This is a genomic window from Streptomyces sp. NPDC001507, assembly GCF_042894765.1.
Taxonomy (GTDB): Bacteria; Actinomycetota; Actinomycetes; order Streptomycetales; family Streptomycetaceae; genus Streptomyces.
Map to the genome: position 1 here is coordinate 680,905 of NZ_JBIAVV010000004.1, position 17,870 is coordinate 698,774.

The window sequence follows — 17,870 nt, forward strand, 5'->3', positions numbered from 1 at the left end:
CAGGACTCCAGCGGTCAGTAGGGCTTGGCGTCGAAGCGGTCGCGCACCTGGTGGAGCAGGAGCGTCGCCAGTGCGGCGAGCGCGGCGGCCACCGACTGCCCGGCCGTGGTGAAGGCGACCGACGTGTGCGCCGGGTGCATCGCCGCCATCGCCATCAGGGCGGTCCACGCCCCGCCGACCAGTCCGGGCCCGAGCAGCGGACCCAGCCGGGCGGAGAGGGCGAGGCCGGCCGCGGTGAGCGCGAGGGCGGGCAGCAGCCAGCCGAAGGCGAGCAGGCCGTAGCCGGGCAGGGCCAGCGCGGCCAGGCAGTTGAGGCCGAGCGAGGCGGTCAGCGCGGCCACCGTGCGGATCATCAGCAGCCGGAACCCGTGCGTCGGGGCGACCGCGGCGATCTCGTACGTCGGGTCGAGGACCGGTCCGTACGACAGGGCCACCGCGGCGAGCGGGAGCAGCGGGGCGAGGGCCAGGAACAGCGCCGGGGCGTCCACCGCGTCGACCACCAGCACCGTCGCCGCCAGCACGAACGCCACCGAGGCCAGCCAGGAGCGGCGCAGCACCGGGGTCGCGGTGAGCAGTTGTGCGGTGTGGTCGGCGACCCCGAGGCGGACCAGGAGCCGTTGGCCAAGCCCTGGGCTCGGCGCGTCCAGTTCGGCGTCCAGGCGGTCCCAGCCGGCGTCCAGCGCGACCGGGTCCGACACGGACGCCAGTACCGCCCTGCACGCGGCGCAGGAGCCGACGTGGGTGTCGGCCGACCACAGCAGTGGCGGCGCCAACTCGCCGTGCGCGTACGCCCGTAGATCCTCTTCAGACACGTGCCAGGTCATGCCAGCTCCTCCCGCAGCTGCTTGCGCGCCCGCATCGCGCGGGTCTTGACCGTCCCCGGCGGGATGCCGAGCAGGACCGCGGCCTCCCGGGTGGTCAGTCCGTCGATCACCGTGGCCTGGAGCACCGCCCGCAGTTCGGGCGAGAGCCGGACCAGGGCCCCGGCGAGGTCCCCGTGCTCCACCCCCGCGAGCACGCGTTCCTCCGCCGAGGCCTCGTCCCGGTGGCGCAGCCGGGCCAGCGCCTGCCGCAGCCGGCCGCGGGCCCCGTCGCCGCGCAGCGCGTCGACGAGCCGCCGCGACCCGATCCGCCACAGCCACCCGGCGGCGTCACCGTCCTCGTGGTAGCGGGCGGTCCCCCGCCACACCGCGAGGAAGGTCTCCTGCACCACGTCGTCGACGACCGCCGGGTCCGCGCACCGGCCGCGCAGCCGCGCGGTCAGCCACGGCGCGTACCGCCGGTACAGCTCCTCGAAGGCACGCCGGTCCGAGTCCGCGGCTATGGCCCGCAGCAGCTCACCGTCGCTTCTCGTTCCGCTCACGTCTCCTCATCGCACGAGCCCCGGCGATCGGTTCACCGGTCCCGGGTTGACTTTCGGGCAGTGCTTCCACCACCCTTTCACTACTCAATTAGTGAAAGGGTGGTTGTACGGGTGGTCGAGTACCGCATCGACCGGCGCTCCGGCGTCGCCACCTACGTCCAGATCGTCCAGCAGACCAAACAGGCGCTGCGCCTCGGGCACCTCCAGCCGGGAGACAAGCTGCCCGCCGCCCGTGAGGTGGTCGAGGCCACCGCCATCAACCCCAACACCGTCCTCAAGGCCTACCGGGAGCTGGAGCGCGAGGGCCTGGTCGAGGCCCGGCGTGGTCTCGGCACCTTCGTGAAGCGCTCGCTCGGTTCCGCCCCGGCCGCCGAGTCCCCCCTGCACGGGGAGCTGGCGGACTGGGCGGACCGGGCCCGTGCGGCCGGCCTGGACCGCGACGACGTGGCCGCACTCTTCACCGCCGTACTCGAGACCCACTTCGAGAAGCACCTCCAAGGAGAGAGTTCATGACCGACACCGCGATAGCGGCGTCCGCGCTCGGCAAACGGTTCGGCCGACGCGGGGGCTGGGCGCTGCGCGACTGCACCTTCCGGCTCCCCGCCGGGCGGGTCTGCGCCGTCGTCGGCCCCAACGGGGCGGGCAAGTCCACGCTCCTCGCCCTCGCCGCCGGTCTGCTCGGCGCCACCGAGGGCGGGCTGACCGTCCTCGGCACCACCCCGGACCAGGCGCGCACCCGGGTCGGCTACGTCGCCCAGGACAAGCCGCTCTACCCGCAGCTGACGGTCGCCGAGACGCTGGCGATGGGCGCCGACCTCAACCCCGGGCGCTGGGACGCGGCCGCCTCCCACGAGGTCGTGGCCGCCGGCGACCTGGACCCGAAGTCCCGGGTCCGTGCCCTCTCCGGCGGCCAGCGCACCCGGGTCGCGCTCGCCCTCGCCCTCGGCAAGCGGCCCGAACTGCTGCTCCTCGACGAGCCGATGGCGGACCTCGACCCGCTCGCCCGGCACGAGCTGATGGGCGTACTGATGGTGCAGGCCGCCCAGCACGGCACCACCATCGCGATGTCCTCGCACGTGGTCGCCGAACTGGAGGACTCCTGCGACCACCTGCTGCTGATCGGCGGCGGCCGGGTCCGGCTGGCCGGCGAGATCGACGACCTGCTGGCCGCCCACGCCCGCATCGCCGCCGAGGCCGGCACCGACCTCGCCCCGCACACCGTCGTGGACTCACGGACCACCGGCCGGCAGCTCAGCGCCCTGGTCCGCCCGGCCGGCCCGCTACCCGCCCACTGGCGCGCCGGCACCCCCTCCCTGGAGGAGCTGGTCCTCGCCCATCTCCGCAACCCCGAGGCCCCGGCCCTGACCGCGGTGGAGGCCACCGTATGACCACCCTGACCGCAGCCGCGCCGGCCCCTCGGGTCCACCTCACCCGCTGGCTGCTGCGCCTGCACCGCCCCGCGCTGTACGTCTGGGCGGGCCTGGTCCTGGCCCTCGCCGCCCTGCTCCTCGTCCTGCACGGCCCGCTGACCGACGCCGCGGCCGACGCCTGGCGCCGGTACGACGCCTGCACGGACTGGCGGCGGTGCAGGTACGACCAGAACGCGATCGTGCGCTACAAGGACTGGTACAACTACGCCACCCTGGCCGCGGCCGCGGTGCCCTTCCTGGTGGCCGCCTGGGCCGGTGGCCTGTTCGGCAGGGAACTGGAGTCCGGCACCGCCCGGCTGGCCTGGACCCAGTCCAGCACCCCCGTGCGCTGGCTGGCCTTCCGGCTCGCGGTACCGGCCGCGGCCGTCGCCGCCGGGACCGCGCTGCTGGTCTGGCTGCACCACCTGGCCTGGACCGCGGGCAACGGCCGTATCGACACCGCCAAGCAGTGGTACGACGTCTGGACCTTCCACACCAACGGCCCCACCCTCGTCGCCCTGGCCCTGTGCGGCCTGGCCGCGGGCGCGCTGACCGGGCTGCTGTCCCGCCGCACCCTGCCCGCCCTGGGTCTCGGCCTGGTCCTCACCGGCGCGGTCTGGACCGGCCTCCAGCTGCTCCTGCCCCGCCTGTGGCCGACGAGGACCAGCACCGGAGAGGCCTTCGACGCCCTCCCCAACAGCTCCTGGACGGTGTGGGAGAGCCCGCGCGGCACCGTCCCCGCCGGCGACTACCACCCCGCCTCGCACTACTGGCCGCTCCAGCTGACCAGTACCGCCCTGCTCCTCGCCGTGACGGCCCTGCTGACCCTGGGCTGCTTCCTGGCGCTGCGCCGCCTGACCGGAAAGACGACCGCCCGATGACCGCCCTGCCCGCCACCCCCGCTCCGGCCCCCGGCCCCGTGTCCGCCCACCGCTCCGTGCGCCGGCTGCACCGGCCCGCCCTGCTCGTCTGGGCCGCGTTCGCGCTGCTCGTGACCGGCTGGCTGCTCTGGGTGCACTTCGCCGAGGTGCCCGCCGAGCGGGCCTGCCAGGGCTTCCACTACGCCGTCCGGGGTGACGACCTCCCCAGCTGCGGTTACTCGGCGTTCACGGACGCCAACAACGTCTTCAACTTCCTCGGTGAGGTCCTCACCTACTCCTGCGTCGCCGTCGCCGCCTGGGCGGGCGGGGCGCTGATCGGCCGGGAGCTGGAGTCCGGCACCGCCAGGCTCGCCTGGACCCAGTCCGTGTCCCCGGCTCGCTGGCTGTCCGGCAAGCTGACCGCGGCCGCCCTGCCGCTGGTCGCCGGGGGTGGGGTGCTCGCGCTGGTCTTCGGCTGGGTGTGGGGCTCCGACGAGGGGCAGTTGGTCAGCAGCTGGACCTACGACCGCGTCTTCATCCCGCACGGCCCGCTGCTGCCGGCCCTGCTCCTGCTCGGCCTCGCCGTCGGCGCCCTCGCCGGGATCGCGCTCGGCCGCACCCTTCCGGCGCTCGGTGCGGCCGCCGCGGTGACGCTGGTGACCAGGCTGTACCTGCGCGAGGCCTGGCTGCCGCTGCACGGCCCGCTGCACGGCTTCTGGGCGGTGCAGCTCAGCGCCACCGCGATGGTGCTCGCCCTGACCGCCGCGGCCACGGCCGGCGCGTTCCTCCTCTTGCGGCGCCGGGCCCGCTGAGGGACCGTCGGTCCCACGCGTACCCCGGACGGCGGACAGGGCGGACGGGACCTGTGGGAAGCTCCGGTGGGAAGGTCGTACGGGAACGTCGCTTTCGTGATCCCCAAGGCCTCCCGAGGCTGATCACAGACGTCCGCGGGCCGCCCTCCGCTATCCCATACGCCATGTCTTCGTAACCATTGGTTCAGACGGACTTGCGACGCTCAGCCAATGAAGCCCGCCGTGCCAGAGCCTTCGCCACCCCCCGAGGGGTTCGCGGGAAACGGGGTCGTCCAGCTCCCACCCGCGCGTTCCGACGCGCCCGTCACGGCCCGGGCGCGGAAGAATGGGGTCATGAGTCAGCAGAACACCCAGGCAGCCGAGGTCCAGCACGCCCAGCCCTCGGTGGGCTCCATAGCCGCACACCGCCCGCACACCGTGGCCGCCGTGGTCTCGGACCTGGAACCCGACATCGACGCCGACCTCGACACGTACGAGGAGTCGCAGGTCGACGGGGCCCAGCTGCCCCAGGGCCGCTTCCTCGACCGGGAGCGCAGCTGGCTCGCGTTCAACGAGCGGGTCCTCGAACTGGCCGAGGACCCGAACACGCCCCTGCTGGAGCGGGCGAACTTCCTCGCGATCTTCGCGAGCAACCTGGACGAGTTCTTCATGGTCCGGGTCGCGGGCCTGAAGCGCCGGATCGCCACCGGCGTGGCCACCCGCTCCGCCTCCGGGCTGCAGCCCCGCGAGGTGCTGGAGATGATCTGGGCCCGCTCCCGCGAGCTGATGGCCCGGCACTCCGCCTGCTACCACGAGGACGTCGCCCCCGCGCTCGCCGAGGAGGGCATCCACCTGGTCCGCTGGGCCGAGCTGACCGAGAAGGAGCAGGCGCGGCTCTTCACGCTCTTCCGGCACCAGATCTTCCCGGTCCTGACCCCGCTGGCGGTCGACCCGGCGCACCCCTTCCCGTACATCTCGGGCCTCTCCCTGAACCTGGCCGTGGTCGTCCGCAACCCGGTCAGCGGTCACAAGCACTTCGCCCGCGTGAAGGTGCCGCCGTCGCTGTCCCGCTTCCTGGAGAGCTCCCCGGGCCGCTACGTCCCCATCGAGGACGTCATCGGCGCCCACCTGGAGGAGCTGTTCCCGGGCATGGAGGTCGTGGAGCACCACGCCTTCCGGCTGACCCGGAACGAGGACCTGGAGGTCGAGGAGGACGACGCCGAGAACCTGCTCCAGGCCCTGGAGAAGGAGCTCATGCGGCGCCGCTTCGGGCCGCCGGTGCGCCTGGAGGTCGAGGAGTCCATCGACCGCGAGGTCCTCGACCTGCTGGTGCGCGAGCTGAAGATCTCCGAGGCCGAGGTCTACCCGCTGCCCGGCCCGCTCGACCTCACCGGCCTGTTCCGCATCGCGAGCCTGGACCGGCCGGAGCTGAAGTACCGCAAGTTCATCGCGGGCACCCACCGCGACCTCGCCGAGGTCGAGTCGGCGTCCGCCCCCGACATCTTCGCGGCCCTGCGCGAGCGGGACGTGCTGCTGCACCACCCGTACGACAGCTTCTCCACCTCCGTGCAGGCCTTCGTCGAGCAGGCCGCCGAGGACCCGGACGTCCTCGCGATCAAGCAGACCCTGTACCGCACCTCCGGCGACTCCCCGATCGTCAACGCGCTCATCGACGCCGCCGAGGCCGGCAAGCAGGTCCTCGTCCTGGTCGAGATCAAGGCCCGCTTCGACGAGCACGCCAACATCAAGTGGGCGCGCAAGCTGGAAGAGGCCGGCTGCCACGTCGTCTACGGTCTGGTCGGCCTGAAGACCCACTGCAAGCTGTCCCTGGTGGTCCGCCAGGAGGGCGAGACGCTCCGCCGCTACAGCCACGTGGGCACCGGCAACTACCACCCGAAGACGGCGAGGCTGTACGAGGACCTCGGCCTGCTCACCGCCGACCCGCAGGTCGGCGCGGACCTGTCCGACCTGTTCAACCGGCTCTCCGGCTACTCCCGCCGGGAGACCTACCGCCGCCTGCTGGTGGCCCCCAAGTCGCTGCGCGACGGCCTGATCGCGCGCATCGAGAAGGAAATACAGCACCACCGGGCCGGCCGCCCCGCGTTCATCCGCATCAAGGTCAACTCGATGGTGGACGAGGCGATCATCGACGCCCTGTACCGCGCGTCCATGGCGGGCGTGCCGGTCGACATCTGGGTCCGCGGCATCTGCGCGATCCGCCCGGGTGTCGCGGGCCTCTCGGAGACGGTCCGGGTCCGCTCGATCCTCGGCCGCTTCCTGGAGCACTCCCGGGTCTTCGCCTTCGGCAACGGCGGCGAGCCCGAGGTGTGGATAGGCAGCGCCGACATGATGCACCGCAACCTCGACCGCCGGATAGAGGCGCTGGTCCGGGTCACCGACCCGGCTCACCGGGCCGCGCTCAACCGGTTCCTCGAAACCGGCATGTCCGACTCCACCTCCTCCTGGCACCTGGGCCCGGACGGCGAATGGACCCGGCACGCGACCGACGCGGACGGCCAGCCCCTGCGCAACATCCAGGAGATGCTCATAGACGCCCGGAGGCGCCGGCGTGGCACAGCAACACCTTGAACCGACGGACCCGACGGCCCGGGTGACGACCGGGGACGCCCTCGCGGGCTACCTGCGCGCCCAGGCCACGGAGTTCCTCCGCGCGCTGCGCCTGCACCGGGAGACCGGGACGGCGAGCGCGACGGAGGAGTCCGTCGACGCGGCCCGCGCCCTGCGCCGCTCGGCCCGGCGCATCAGCGGCAGCCTGCACACCTTCCGACCACTCCTGGAGGCCAACTGGTCCGAGGAGATCCGCCCCGAACTCGCCTGGCTGTCGGGCACGCTGGGCCTTGAGCACGCCTACGAGGCCCGGCTGGAGCGCCTGTTGCTGGCGCTGCACCGCCTCTCCGGCTCGACGAGCCTGCCGAACCAGGCCACTTCGGAGGCGGTGGCCGAGCGCGGCAACCTCACGGTGGGCGCGGCCAAGGCGGGTGCCCTCCTCGACCGCCAGCTCACCCTCGCCCGCACCCGGGCCCACTCCACGGCCCTCCAGGCGCTCGGCTCCTCCCGTTTCCACGCGGTCGCCGACAAGGTCGCGGTGCTGGCCAGCGAGGTCCCGCTGACGGCCACGGCGCCCGCGACCGACCTGCGCCCGCTGGCGTCGGCGGCCGAGGAGCGGCTCACCGACGCCATCGCGGCACTCCCGCTGGTCACCGCGGGCCACCCCTACAACGCGGAGGCCCTGGTCCACGGCCTGTCCCCGGACCCGTCCCCGCATCCCCAGGACGGCCCCTGGCACCAGGTCCGCCTCCTGCTGCGGCTGCACCGCTACGCCCGCGAGGTGCTGTCCGGCCGGGACGCGCCCGTGGACGTACGACTGCTCACGGCCGGCCATGCCCTGAACCGGCACCGGGACGCCTCGGAAGCCGCGGCCGCGGCCGCGGCGGCGGCCCGCACCCCGCGCATCGCCCCCGCGACCGCGTACGCCCTCGGCGTCCTCCACGCCGACCAGCGGCACGAGGTGGAGGCGGCCAGGTTCGAGTTCCAGCAGGCGTGGCAGAAGCAGCGGGTGGAGGCCGTGTGACCGACTCCCCGGTGCAGGCGGCGGGCTGCGTCCTGTGGCGCCGCTCGCCGGTCGACGGCGGCCTTGAGGTCTGCCTCGTCCACCGCCCCAAGTACGACGACTGGTCGCACCCGAAGGGCAAGCTCAAGCACGGCGAGGACGCGGTCACGGGCGCGCTGCGCGAGGTGGCGGAGGAGACCGGCTACGCGGCCGCCCTCGGCAGCGAACTCTCCACCGCCCACTACTACGCCAACGGCCGTCCCAAGGAGGTCCGTTACTGGGCCGCAGAGGCGGGCGAGGGCCACTTCACCCCGAACCACGAGGTGGACCGCATCCTGTGGCTCCGCCCGGCGGAGGCCCGGCAACGGCTGACCCAGCCACGCGACGCCGAGCTGGTGAACGAACTGCTGGCCTCGCTGCACAACACCCCCTAGGAACGCCACCGAACCAGGGTCCGACTGGGGTCCGGCCCTGGGGAGTTGAACAGCCGCAGGTGCTTTGGTTCGGGCATGACCGAACACCTGCCCGTATCCGCGCGGGCCCTGCGCCGGGTTCCGCTCGTCGGCCGGCACGAGGAACTGCGGGTGCTCGCAGGTCATGTGACGGGCGCTCAGGTCCAGGACGGCCCGGGCGGCGCGGTACTGCTGACCGGTGAGCCGGGCATCGGCAAGACCCGGCTGCTGGACCGGCTGGCCGGGACCTGCCCGGAGCACCGGGTCGTCCAGATCGCCGGGGTGCGCTCGGAGGCGCGGTTCGGCTTCGCGGCCCTGCACGGCCTGCTCCGTCCCTTCCTGGACGGCCTGGACACGCTGCCGCCGCCCCAGCGCGAGGCGCTCGGGGCCGCGTTCGGCCTGGTGTCCGGAACCGTCGCCGACCGCTACCTGGTCGGCCTGGCGGCCCTCACGCTGCTCGCCGGCGCCGCCACGGCCCGCCCGTTGCTGGCTCTGGTCGACGACGTGCAGTGGCTGGACCCCGAGTCGGCCGACGTCCTTGCCTTCGTCGGCCGGTGCCTGCACGGGGACGCCGTCGCCCTGGTGCTCGCCGGCCGCGACGACCGCGACGGGCCGGGTCCGTTCGACGGGATTCCCGTCCTGTCCCTGACCGGGCTGCCCCCGGCCGACGCCCGCGACCTGCTCGCGGCGAACAGCGCCGGCCGGCTCGATCCGGCGGTGGCCGACCGGATCGCCGCCGAGACCGGCGGCAACCCGCTGGCGCTGCTCCGGCTCACCCGCACGCTGACCGCCGAGCAGCTCTCCGGCACCGCGCCGCTGCCCCCGGCGCTGCCGGTCCCCGGCCCGCTCCGGGCACACTTCCTGCGCCGGGTCCGCGCGCTGCCCGCCGAGACCCGGACGCTGCTGCTGCTCATGGCGGCGGCCGCGCCGCAGGAGTCGGCGGAGCGCTGGCGGGCGGCCGGATGTCTCGGCATACCCGCGCACGCCGCGGACCCGGCGACGGCAGCGGGCATCCTCACCCGTGAGCACGCGACCGGGTTCCGGCACCCGGTCTTCCGGTCGGCCGTCTACTGGGGTGCCGAGGCGGCGGACCGCCGGCTCGTGCACGCGGCGCTGGCCGCGGTCACCGACCCGGTGCGTGCCCCGGACCGCCGGGCCTGGCATCGCGCCGAGGCGACGGTCGGACTCGACGCGGAGGTCGCCGGCGAACTCGAAGCGGCCGCACGCCACGCACGGGCCGGCGGCGGACCCGCCGCACAGGCGGCGTTCCTCTTCCGCGCGGCCGAACTGTCCCCCACCGACCGGGTTCCGCGGTTCCTCGCCGCCGCCCGCGCCCACCTCGCGCTCGGCAACCCGGCGTCCGCACAGGCCGCCCTGGACCGGGCCGAGACCGAACTGGGCCCCGGCGACGCCCTCCTGCGCGCCCGCGTCCGGCAGACGAGGACGCGGGCGGACCTGTATTCCGCCCGGCTGACGGGCATACCGGCACGCCTGCTGGACGCGGCCCGCTCCGTCGCCGAGTCCGACGCCCCACTGGCCCGCCGGCTGCTGATCGAGGGGCTCGCCGCAGCGGTGGTGGGCCACGGCGGCCCCGGCGCCACCACGCCGTACGAGTTCGCCGCCGCGGTGCTGGCGTCCCCGGCGCTGCGGCCGACGGATTCCGCGCCCGCCGATCTCCTGCTCAGGGGCCTGGCCACGCGGCTCCACGACGACCACCCGTCGGCCGTACCGCTGCTGAAGCGGGCGCTCCAGGCGTTCGGGAGCGAGGACTTCGGAGGCGAGCCGTTCGGGGGCGAGCCGTTCGGAGACGGCGCGTTCGGGGGCGAGCCGTTCGGGGGCGAGCCGTTCGGAGACGGCGCGTTCGGGGGCGAGGAGTTCGGGGGCGAGGAGGAGCCGGGCTGGGACGGTGTTCCGCTGGCGGTGCTCGCCTTGTTCGCGGCCGAGGACGTGTGGGACGACGCGGGCGGGCGGGCGGCCTGCACCCGGTTGGCCGGCCACGCCCGGGACACCAGCACGCTGGGCGCCCTCCAGACCGCTCTCATGGTCCAGGCCCTGTGGGACGTGCGGGCGGGCCGGTTCGGCTCGGCCCGGTCCGGCTTCGAGGAGGCCGCGGAGCTGGCCGCCGCCATGGACCTGCCCCCGCACGGGCCCGCCCAGCAGATCGAGCTGCTGGCCTGGAGCGGCCGGGAGGCCGAGACGCGGGCGGCGGCTGCCGGGATCGCGGAGGTCTGGGTGCGGCAGCACGGCAACGACGACTTCGGCGACCGGGCCCGGGCCTGTCTCGCGGTGCTGGAGACCAGCCTCGGACGCTATCCGCAGGCGCTGGCCTGCGCCCGCGTGGTGATGGAGAACGACCGCCCCGGCACGGGGACCCGGGTGCTCCACGAGGTGGTCGAGGCCGGCGTGCGCAGCGGCGACCACCGCGCCGCCAAACAGGCCCTGGCCCGTCTGGAGGAGCGCGCGGCCGCGAGCGGCACTCCCTGGGCGAAGGGTCTGCTGGCCCGCTGCCGGGCGCTGATGGCCGACGACGAGCACGCGGAGGCGTACTACGCCGAGTCCGTGGAACTGCTGGGCCGCACCGGGATCGTCACCGAGGCGGCCCGGTCCCGTCTGCTGTACGGCGAGTGGCTGCGGCGGCGCAAGCGGCGCGACCGGGCCCGGGACCAGCTGCGCACGGCCCACCGGATGTTCGCCGGCATGGGAGCCGTGGCCTTCGCCGAGCGGGCCCGCGCCGGGCTCGCGGCCACCGGAGAACAGGCCCGCACCCGCACCGAGCCGGCCGACCGCGCACTGACGCGCCGGGAGCGGGAGGTGGCCAGGCTCGCGGCCGGCGGGGTGATGAACGCCGACATCGCGGTCCGGCTGTTCATCAGCGTCTCGACCGTCGAGTACCACCTCGGCAAGGTCTTCCGGAAGCTCGGCGTCACCTCACGGCGTCACCTGACGTCCGTGCTGGACGCCGAGGCCCGGCTGCCCTGAGCGGTGCTACTCGGTGGGCGGTGGTCCCGCGACCCGTACCCGGTACGCCTCGGCCGAGGCGATGATCGCGCCGATGTCGAAGGCGGCCGGGGCCTCGTCGACGCTCGACACCGGCGTGCCGTTGGCCACGAACCAGTCCTCGACGCTGGCCGGCGAGAAGACGGTGGCCAGCCGGGCGGACTTGCTGCGCACGAGGTAGCTGTGCGCGACACCGCGCGGGCCGTGCGCGGCCTGGCCGGGTTCGAGGTCGAACTTCTGGTCGCCGACGAAGAAGGTCACCTTCCCGTCCAGGACGATCCAGACCTCCTCCTCGTCGTCGTGCACGTGCAGCGGGGGTGCGTGGCCCGCCGCGTCGGTGAACTCCATGACGCTGATCGATCCGCCGGTGGCCCGGCTGGGCACGAGCACGCGGGCCTGCCCGCCGAGGAACCAGAACGGCTCCCCGGCCGTGTGCGGTGCGGTCATGACCGTCCCTTCAGGAAGGTGAGCAGGATGCGGGTCATCGCCGCCGGCTGCTCCTCGTAGAGCCAGTGGCCGGAGTCGGGTACGACGACCCCGGTGACGTGGGTGGCGTACTTCTCGACCTGCTTGGGCACGGAGTCGCCGAGGCTGCCTTCGGCCCCGATCGCGAGCACCGGCATGGTGAGCTTCTTCTTCTGGTAGACGGCGTCGTTCTTGATGTCCTGCGGGAGCGTCCGGAACCAGGCGAGGCTCGCCTTGAGATGGGCCGGGTCCTTCAGGTAGCCGGCGAAGACGGAGACGTCGTCGGGGGTGACCGCGCCCTTGTGGACCTCCAGGTCGTCGATGAACCGGTCGGTCCACACCTCCTCGCGGCCCTGGATGAGGTCCTCCGGCAGGCCGTTGCCGAGGGCGAAGAACCCGAAGTGCCAGGCGCCGGGACCGTCCGCCGTCAGCGCCGGGAAGGTGTAGATGGCCGGGTCCGGGATCGGGGCCTCGCTGAGCACGAGTTTCCGCACGTCGGCGGGGTGGGCGGCGGCGTAGGAGTAGGCGACCATCGTGCCGATGTCGTGCCCGACGAGCCGGATGTCCTTGTCGTGGCCGATCTTGGCGAGCAGGCCGTGGATGTCCGCGGCCATGCTCTTCTTGTCGTAGCCGCTCACCGGGGCGTCGCTGTGGCCGGCGCCGGGCAGGTCGGGGGCGACGACCGTGTAGTGCTCGGCGAGCGCGGGCATGACGTACCGCCACTCGTACCAGGTCTGCGGGTAGCCGTGCAGGAGGACCAGGGTCGGGCCGTGGCCGCCGATCACGTAGTCGAGGCCGAGCGCTCCGACCTGCGTCCGGTGCTGGGTGAAGCCGGCCGGCAGGTCCTCCCGCACGGCGGCGGCCCGGGTGGCGGGTGCGGCGGTCGCGTACGGCGTGGCACCGGCGGCCGTCAGACCGAGCGCCGCCGCCGCTGCCAGCAGGGTGAGGGCTCTCGGGGTGGAGACGGCGGAGAGATGTCGCACGGGGAACTCCTAGGAAGGAACGGTGCGGACTTGCCGAGGCTCAGGACACCATTCGGGCCGTGCGGTTCGAATCGGGGTGGAGCCACAGTCCCCGGGGGCGCCGGCCCCTGGGGTCGGGGCGGCCCGCGCGCGGGCACCGAACGGCAGTTGTTTGCCGGTGACTTGACGATCTCTGAGCCCCGAGGGGCCGCCTCCCGGCGATATCCTGCGGGTTGCGGCAGGCCCGGCCCTCGGAGGTTCGTGTTGGAGCGCGCTGGTTCGGAGGGGCTGTTCGTGGGCCGCCTCGGTGAGTCGGCCCGGTTGGCGGAGTGCGCCGACCGGGTGCGGGCCGGGGAATCGTGGCTCGCCGTGGTCGAGGGAGAGGCCGGGATCGGCAAGACCGCCCTGCTGCGCAGGTTCGCCGCCTCGCTGGACGACCACACCGTCCTGTGGGCCACCGCCGACGCCTCGGAGACGGGTTTCTCGGGCGGGGTCATCGGCCAGCTCACCCGGCGGGTGGACCGCGAACTGCTCGCGCAGTTCCCGCTGCTGGCCGGGGAGCCGCCCGCCGGAGCGGCCCCGCACGCGGTCGGCGGGCAGCTGCTGCTCCTGCTGGGGGCGCTCCAGGAGTCCGGGCGGCCGGTCGCCGTGATGGTGGACGACCTGCAGTGGGCGGACCGGCTCTCGGTCCAGGCCCTGGGCTTCGTGCTGCGGCGCCTGTGGGCGGACCGGGTCCTGACCGTGCTGGCCACCCGTCCGGACGCGGAGGCCGCGGCGGAGCCCCTGGACCGGCTGCTGCGGTCCCTTGACCGGACGGTCAGGCTGGAGCTGCGCGGCCTCGGCGACGGCGAGGTGGCCCAGCTGGCCCAGGGGCTGGTGGAGGGCCGGCTGGCGGCGGGCCTGATCGAGCGGCTGTACGCCTACACCCAGGGGCACCCGCTGTACGTCCGTATGGTGCTGGCCGAGGTGCCCGCCGCCGCGCTCCACGACGGCGTGCTGGAGCGCTGGCCGGTGCCGCCCTCGCTGCGGGTCGGGATCCGGGCCCAGCTCAACCGTCTCCCGAAGGGCTCCCGCGACCTGCTCGCGGCGCTGGCGGTGCTGGACGCCCGGGTGCCGCTGGCGACGGCCGGACGGCTGGCCGGGGTCGCGGATCCGGTCCGTGCCCTCGGCCCCGCCCTGGCGTCGGGGCTCGCGCAGTGGTGGCCGATGGAACACCAGAGCCCCGTCGCCCTGGTGCACGCCCTGCACCGCGACGCCGTGTACGAGACGCTCACCCCCGACCGGCGCCGGGCCCTGCACGCCGGCGCGGCCGCCGTCGTCAGCACGTCCGCGGGCTGGGCACACCGGGTCGCCGCGGCCGGCGGGCCCGACGCCCGTCTCGCCGACGAGCTGGAGGAGTCCGGCATGCGGGAGGCGGCGAACGGGCGCAACGCCCTGGCCGCCACCCGGCTGTTGTGGGCCGCCTCGCTGTCGGAGCACCGCGAGGAGCACGAGCGACTGCTCCTGACCGCCTGTGCCCAGTCGCTGCTCACCATGCTGCCCGGCTGGTCCGCGAAGCTGCGCCCGCAGGTCGAGGAGTGCGCTCCGGGCCCGCTGCGCAGCTGCGTGCTGGGCGTGATGGACATGATGGCGGGCCAGTTCGCCGCCGCCGAGGCCCACCTCGACCGGGCCTGGCAGGACGCTCTGGCGCAGCCTGCGGCCGACTGGGTCGCCGTGCTGGCGGGCACCTTCCTCGCCAACATCACCCTGTGGCACGGCCGCGGCGCCCAGACCGTGGAGGTCGCCCGCCGGACCCTCGCGATCGGCGACCTGGACCCGGCCACCACGGACTTCACCCGGGCCGCCCTGGCCACCGGACGGCTCTGGCACCGGGGCCCGCGTGCCGCCCTCGAGGACCTCACGCACCTGCCGGACGACGGCTCGGCGGTCCCCGACCACAGCCTCGACACGCTCGCCACCCGGGGAGTCCTGCGGCTCTTCCTCGGCGAACTCGCTCCCGCGCGCGCCGATCTGCAGACCGCGGCGGCGCGCGACCGGCAGGGCGCCGGCGCCAAGATGGGCCCGCTCACGCTCGCCCTGCTGTCCGTCGTCCACTACCTCGCGGGCGACTGGAACGAGAGCGAGTCGGTCGCGGACCGGGCGCTCGCGGTGGCGGCCACCCACGACCAGCTGCTCGGCGACGCGGCGGCCCGCTTCTCGGCCGTCTGCGTGCTGGCCGGCCGGGGCGAGTGGGACGCCGCCCTGGACCACGTCGACAACCTCGCCCGCCTCGCGAAGACCCTCGGCGCGTCGACCGAGATCGTCTACTGGTCGCTCGCCGGGGCCACGGTGGCGCAGGCCCGCGCCGACCACCCGGCGATGCTGCGCGCGCTCACGCCGCTGCTCGACGGCACGCCGGGCTCCGCGGGCGGCACGGTCCGGCTCCGGTACCGGCCGTTCGGGCTCTGGCAGCAGTCGCTGCTCGTCGAGGCCCTGACCGGCTGCGGACAGCCGGAAGCGGCCGCGGCCGCGCTGGACGAGATGCGGCAGGCGTTCGACGGCACCGGCTACCTCCAGGTCGTGGTGGCCAGACTCGCCGGCCTCGTCGCCGAGGCCCGCGGCCGCCCGCACGACGCCCTGGAGATCTACGAGCAGGCGGTCGCCGCCGTCGCCGCGGCGACGGACCCCGCCGACGCGCCCCCGCTCCACCGCGCCCTGCCGGAACAGGAATACGGCAGGCTCCTGCTGGCCACCAAGGCCGCCTCACGGCGTACGGCCGCGATGTGGCTGCACACGGCGCACGGCCGTTTCAGCGCACTGCGGGCCACCCCGTTCCTCCAGCGCTGCGACGCCCGGCTGGCGGCCGGCGGGCTCACCGCGCCCCCGCAGGCCCCCAGCCGGCTGCTGACCCTCACCGAACGCGAACTGTCCGTGGCGTACGTGGTGGCAGGCGGCCGGACCAACCAGGAAGCGGCGGCCGAGCTCTACGTCAGCCAGAAGACCGTCGAGTACCACCTGTCGCACATCTACGCCAAGCTCGGCATCTCGTCGCGGCGTCAACTCGGGCAAGCGCTGCAGGCGTTGGAGAGCTGAGCCGGCCACCGCCGTCGGTCGGCCGCGGCACCGTCGTGGCCGGTCGCGCAGTTCCTCGCGCCCCTACGGGGCGCTGCCGCCCCTCACGCCTGGGCTCTGTGTCCCTCGCCGTCCGTGCGGGCGAGGCTTCTCGCCCGTCTTGCCGGTCCCCGCCATCCGCAGGTGCAGCGGGCGAAACAGAACCGCCCCTGTTCGACCGTGCTCGTGTGGTGTTCGTGTCCCTGCCAGGCCCGCCCTGAACCGTCCTCCTGCGCCACGCCGACAACGTTACCCACGCTCGGTAAAGCACCGGTATGCGTGACGGCCCCACCGACCCCTCGTTAAGCGGAACGACGCGGGACCCGTGACGGACGTACCGGCTGGGGGTAGGCAGGCAATGGATCGGCGGCAGCACTGGCGCGCTGGGAAGACGGCCGTCACCGTAGGGCTCGTGGTCGCCTTCGGCGCCTGCGCCACCGGCTGTGGCGGCGCCACGGCCGAGGGCGTCAGCGGTTCCCCCGGCGCCAACCCGGTCCCCCTCCTGAAGCGCGCGGCGGACACCCTGCGGGCCACCCGCACCTCCAAGGCCACGACCTCGATGGAGATGGCCACCGGCGGCACCCGGGTCACCATCCGCGGCAAGGGCGTCTACGACTACGACCGGCAGCTCGGCAGGCTCACGGTCGTCCTCCCGCAGGACCCGGCCGGCGCCTCCGAGCACCGCCCGATCACCGAACTCCTCGCCCCGGGCGCGCTGTTCATGAAGAACCGGGGCGCCGGGGTGCCGGCCGACAAGTGGGTACGCGTGGAGACCGCGAGCCTCTCCGACGGCAACCTGGTCACCGGCGGCGCGACCGACCCGTTCGCGGCGGCCGAACTGCTGCGCGGCACGCGGACGGCGACGTACCTGGGCAGGACCGAACTCGCCGGGACCGAGGTCCGGCACTACCGGGGCACCGCCGACCTCGCGGCCGCGGCCCGCTCGGCGTCGGCCGGGGGCCGGGCCGCTCTGGCCGCCGCGGCGAAAGGGTTCGCCACCCCCGAGGTCCCGTTCGACGTGTACCTCGACGACCAGGGCCGGATCCGGAAACTGCGGCAGCGGTTCAGCTTCGTCAACGACAGCGGCAAGGGCACGGTGGCGGTCGCCTCGACGACTCTGCTGTACGGTTTCGGCACTCCGGTCGACGTGAAACTGCCACGCTCCGAGGACATCTACGCGGGCCGGATCGCCGAAAACCAGCCGACGCACTAGTCAGGGAACGGCTCCGTACAACCTGTGAACTAGCCCGTCCGTGCCATGCGCGTTGTGTAGACCGCTGCCTACTCTAGAGAGTCGGTGACGGCAGAGAAGAGGTGATGCACGTGGCTCCGGTCGGCGGTACGGCAGTTCAGGACCACGTGGCCCTCGCCGAGATCGAGCTGTGCGGAGAGCTGATCATCGCGGCGTCGGCCGCCGAGGACCGGCTCAGCCTGGAGAGTATCGACGAGGTGCTGCGCGTCGCCGAGGAGCGCGAGGCCTACTGATTCAGGCCGGCAGCCGGTCGGGCCCGCCCGGCGCTGCTCAGGTCCGCAGCAGGCGGGCGATGGCCTGGGTGGCCTCCTCGACCTTCGCGTCGATCTCCGACCCGCCCTTGACGGCCGCGTCGGCGACGCAGTGCCGCAGGTGCTCCTCGAGCAGTTGCAGGGCGAACGACTGGAGGGCCTTGGTCGAGGCGGAGACCTGGGTGAGTATGTCGATGCAGTAGGTGTCCTCGTCGACCATGCGCTGCAGGCCCCGGATCTGGCCCTCGATCCGGCGCAGCCGTTTGAGGTGCTCGTCCTTCTGCTTGTGGTAGCCGTGCGTGGTCGCCGGCGCTCCGCTTCCGGAGGGCGTCGTGGCGCCGGCCTCGGTGGTCGTCATCGCGTCCTCCGCGTCGTCGATTCATATACCCCTGGTGGGTATATGGTAA

The 17,870-nt window shown here is 74.0% G+C and carries 16 protein-coding genes; 11 read left to right on the forward strand and 5 right to left on the reverse strand.

All coding sequences use genetic code 11. The annotated features are described in order from the left end of the window. Positions 1-14: 14 nt before the first annotated feature. Positions 15-824, reverse strand: a complete 810-nt coding sequence (locus ACFY0K_RS16985; protein ID WP_390640485.1) for a zf-HC2 domain-containing protein — start codon at positions 822-824, stop codon at positions 15-17. Then, positions 821-1,363, reverse strand: a complete 543-nt coding sequence (locus ACFY0K_RS16990; RefSeq protein ID WP_351961559.1) for an RNA polymerase sigma factor — start codon at positions 1,361-1,363, stop codon at positions 821-823. The genes ACFY0K_RS16985 and ACFY0K_RS16990 overlap by 4 nt, the downstream gene beginning before the upstream one ends. Positions 1,364-1,474: 111 nt before the next feature. Between ACFY0K_RS16990 and ACFY0K_RS16995 the strand changes: the two genes are divergently transcribed. The 8 genes from ACFY0K_RS16995 (at position 1,475) to ACFY0K_RS17030 (ending at position 11,425) form a co-directional block, all read left to right on the forward strand. Beyond that, complete coding sequence (locus ACFY0K_RS16995) at positions 1,475-1,876, forward strand: GntR family transcriptional regulator (RefSeq protein ID WP_351961596.1); 402 nt, start codon at positions 1,475-1,477, stop codon at positions 1,874-1,876. Next, positions 1,873-2,751, forward strand: coding sequence for an ABC transporter ATP-binding protein (locus ACFY0K_RS17000; RefSeq protein ID WP_390640486.1), 879 nt, complete (start codon positions 1,873-1,875; stop codon positions 2,749-2,751). The genes ACFY0K_RS16995 and ACFY0K_RS17000 overlap by 4 nt, the downstream gene beginning before the upstream one ends. Continuing rightward, positions 2,748-3,653, forward strand: coding sequence for an ABC transporter permease (locus ACFY0K_RS17005; RefSeq protein ID WP_390640487.1), 906 nt, complete (start codon positions 2,748-2,750; stop codon positions 3,651-3,653). The genes ACFY0K_RS17000 and ACFY0K_RS17005 overlap by 4 nt, the downstream gene beginning before the upstream one ends. Further along, positions 3,650-4,444 (forward strand): hypothetical protein, encoded by a 795-nt coding sequence (locus ACFY0K_RS17010; protein ID WP_390640488.1) that lies wholly within the window; start codon positions 3,650-3,652, stop codon positions 4,442-4,444. The genes ACFY0K_RS17005 and ACFY0K_RS17010 overlap by 4 nt, the downstream gene beginning before the upstream one ends. Positions 4,445-4,654: 210 nt before the next feature. Further along, on the forward strand, positions 4,655-7,012 hold the full coding sequence (locus ACFY0K_RS17015; protein ID WP_390640489.1) for an RNA degradosome polyphosphate kinase: 2,358 nt from the start codon (positions 4,655-4,657) through the stop codon (positions 7,010-7,012). Beyond that, positions 6,993-8,015: a CHAD domain-containing protein gene (locus ACFY0K_RS17020; RefSeq protein WP_390640490.1), complete on the forward strand. Its 1,023-nt coding sequence runs from the start codon at positions 6,993-6,995 to the stop codon at positions 8,013-8,015. Before ACFY0K_RS17015 ends, ACFY0K_RS17020 begins: the two co-directional genes overlap by 20 nt. Then, positions 8,012-8,428: an NUDIX hydrolase gene (locus tag ACFY0K_RS17025; RefSeq protein WP_390640491.1), complete on the forward strand. Its 417-nt coding sequence runs from the start codon at positions 8,012-8,014 to the stop codon at positions 8,426-8,428. The genes ACFY0K_RS17020 and ACFY0K_RS17025 overlap by 4 nt, the downstream gene beginning before the upstream one ends. Positions 8,429-8,503: 75 nt before the next feature. Beyond that, on the forward strand, positions 8,504-11,425 hold the full coding sequence (locus ACFY0K_RS17030; protein WP_390640492.1) for an AAA family ATPase: 2,922 nt from the start codon (positions 8,504-8,506) through the stop codon (positions 11,423-11,425). A 6-nt stretch (positions 11,426-11,431) separates the two neighbouring features. Here the strand turns inward: ACFY0K_RS17030 and ACFY0K_RS17035 are convergent, their stop codons facing one another. Both ACFY0K_RS17035 and ACFY0K_RS17040 read right to left on the reverse strand, forming a co-directional pair. Continuing rightward, positions 11,432-11,890: a cupin domain-containing protein gene (locus ACFY0K_RS17035; RefSeq protein ID WP_382720725.1), complete on the reverse strand. Its 459-nt coding sequence runs from the start codon at positions 11,888-11,890 to the stop codon at positions 11,432-11,434. Then, positions 11,887-12,891, reverse strand: coding sequence for an alpha/beta fold hydrolase (locus ACFY0K_RS17040; RefSeq protein WP_390640493.1), 1,005 nt, complete (start codon positions 12,889-12,891; stop codon positions 11,887-11,889). The genes ACFY0K_RS17035 and ACFY0K_RS17040 overlap by 4 nt, the downstream gene beginning before the upstream one ends. A 240-nt stretch (positions 12,892-13,131) precedes the next feature. On the opposite strand from ACFY0K_RS17040, the gene ACFY0K_RS17045 reads away from it, so the two are divergent. From ACFY0K_RS17045 to ACFY0K_RS17055, 3 genes are all read left to right on the forward strand, one after another. Further along, on the forward strand, positions 13,132-15,942 hold the full coding sequence (locus tag ACFY0K_RS17045) for an ATP-binding protein (protein ID WP_390640494.1): 2,811 nt from the start codon (positions 13,132-13,134) through the stop codon (positions 15,940-15,942). A gap of 376 nt (positions 15,943-16,318) precedes the next feature. Then, on the forward strand, positions 16,319-17,173 hold the full coding sequence (locus ACFY0K_RS17050) for a hypothetical protein (protein WP_390640495.1): 855 nt from the start codon (positions 16,319-16,321) through the stop codon (positions 17,171-17,173). A 104-nt stretch (positions 17,174-17,277) separates the two neighbouring features. After that, positions 17,278-17,445, forward strand: coding sequence for a hypothetical protein (locus ACFY0K_RS17055; RefSeq protein ID WP_294008537.1), 168 nt, complete (start codon positions 17,278-17,280; stop codon positions 17,443-17,445). Positions 17,446-17,482: 37 nt separating this feature from the next. Here ACFY0K_RS17055 and ACFY0K_RS17060 read toward each other — a convergent pair whose 3' ends face one another. After that, complete coding sequence (locus tag ACFY0K_RS17060; RefSeq protein ID WP_352089325.1) at positions 17,483-17,821, reverse strand: metal-sensitive transcriptional regulator; 339 nt, start codon at positions 17,819-17,821, stop codon at positions 17,483-17,485. Positions 17,822-17,870: the final 49 nt, after the last annotated feature.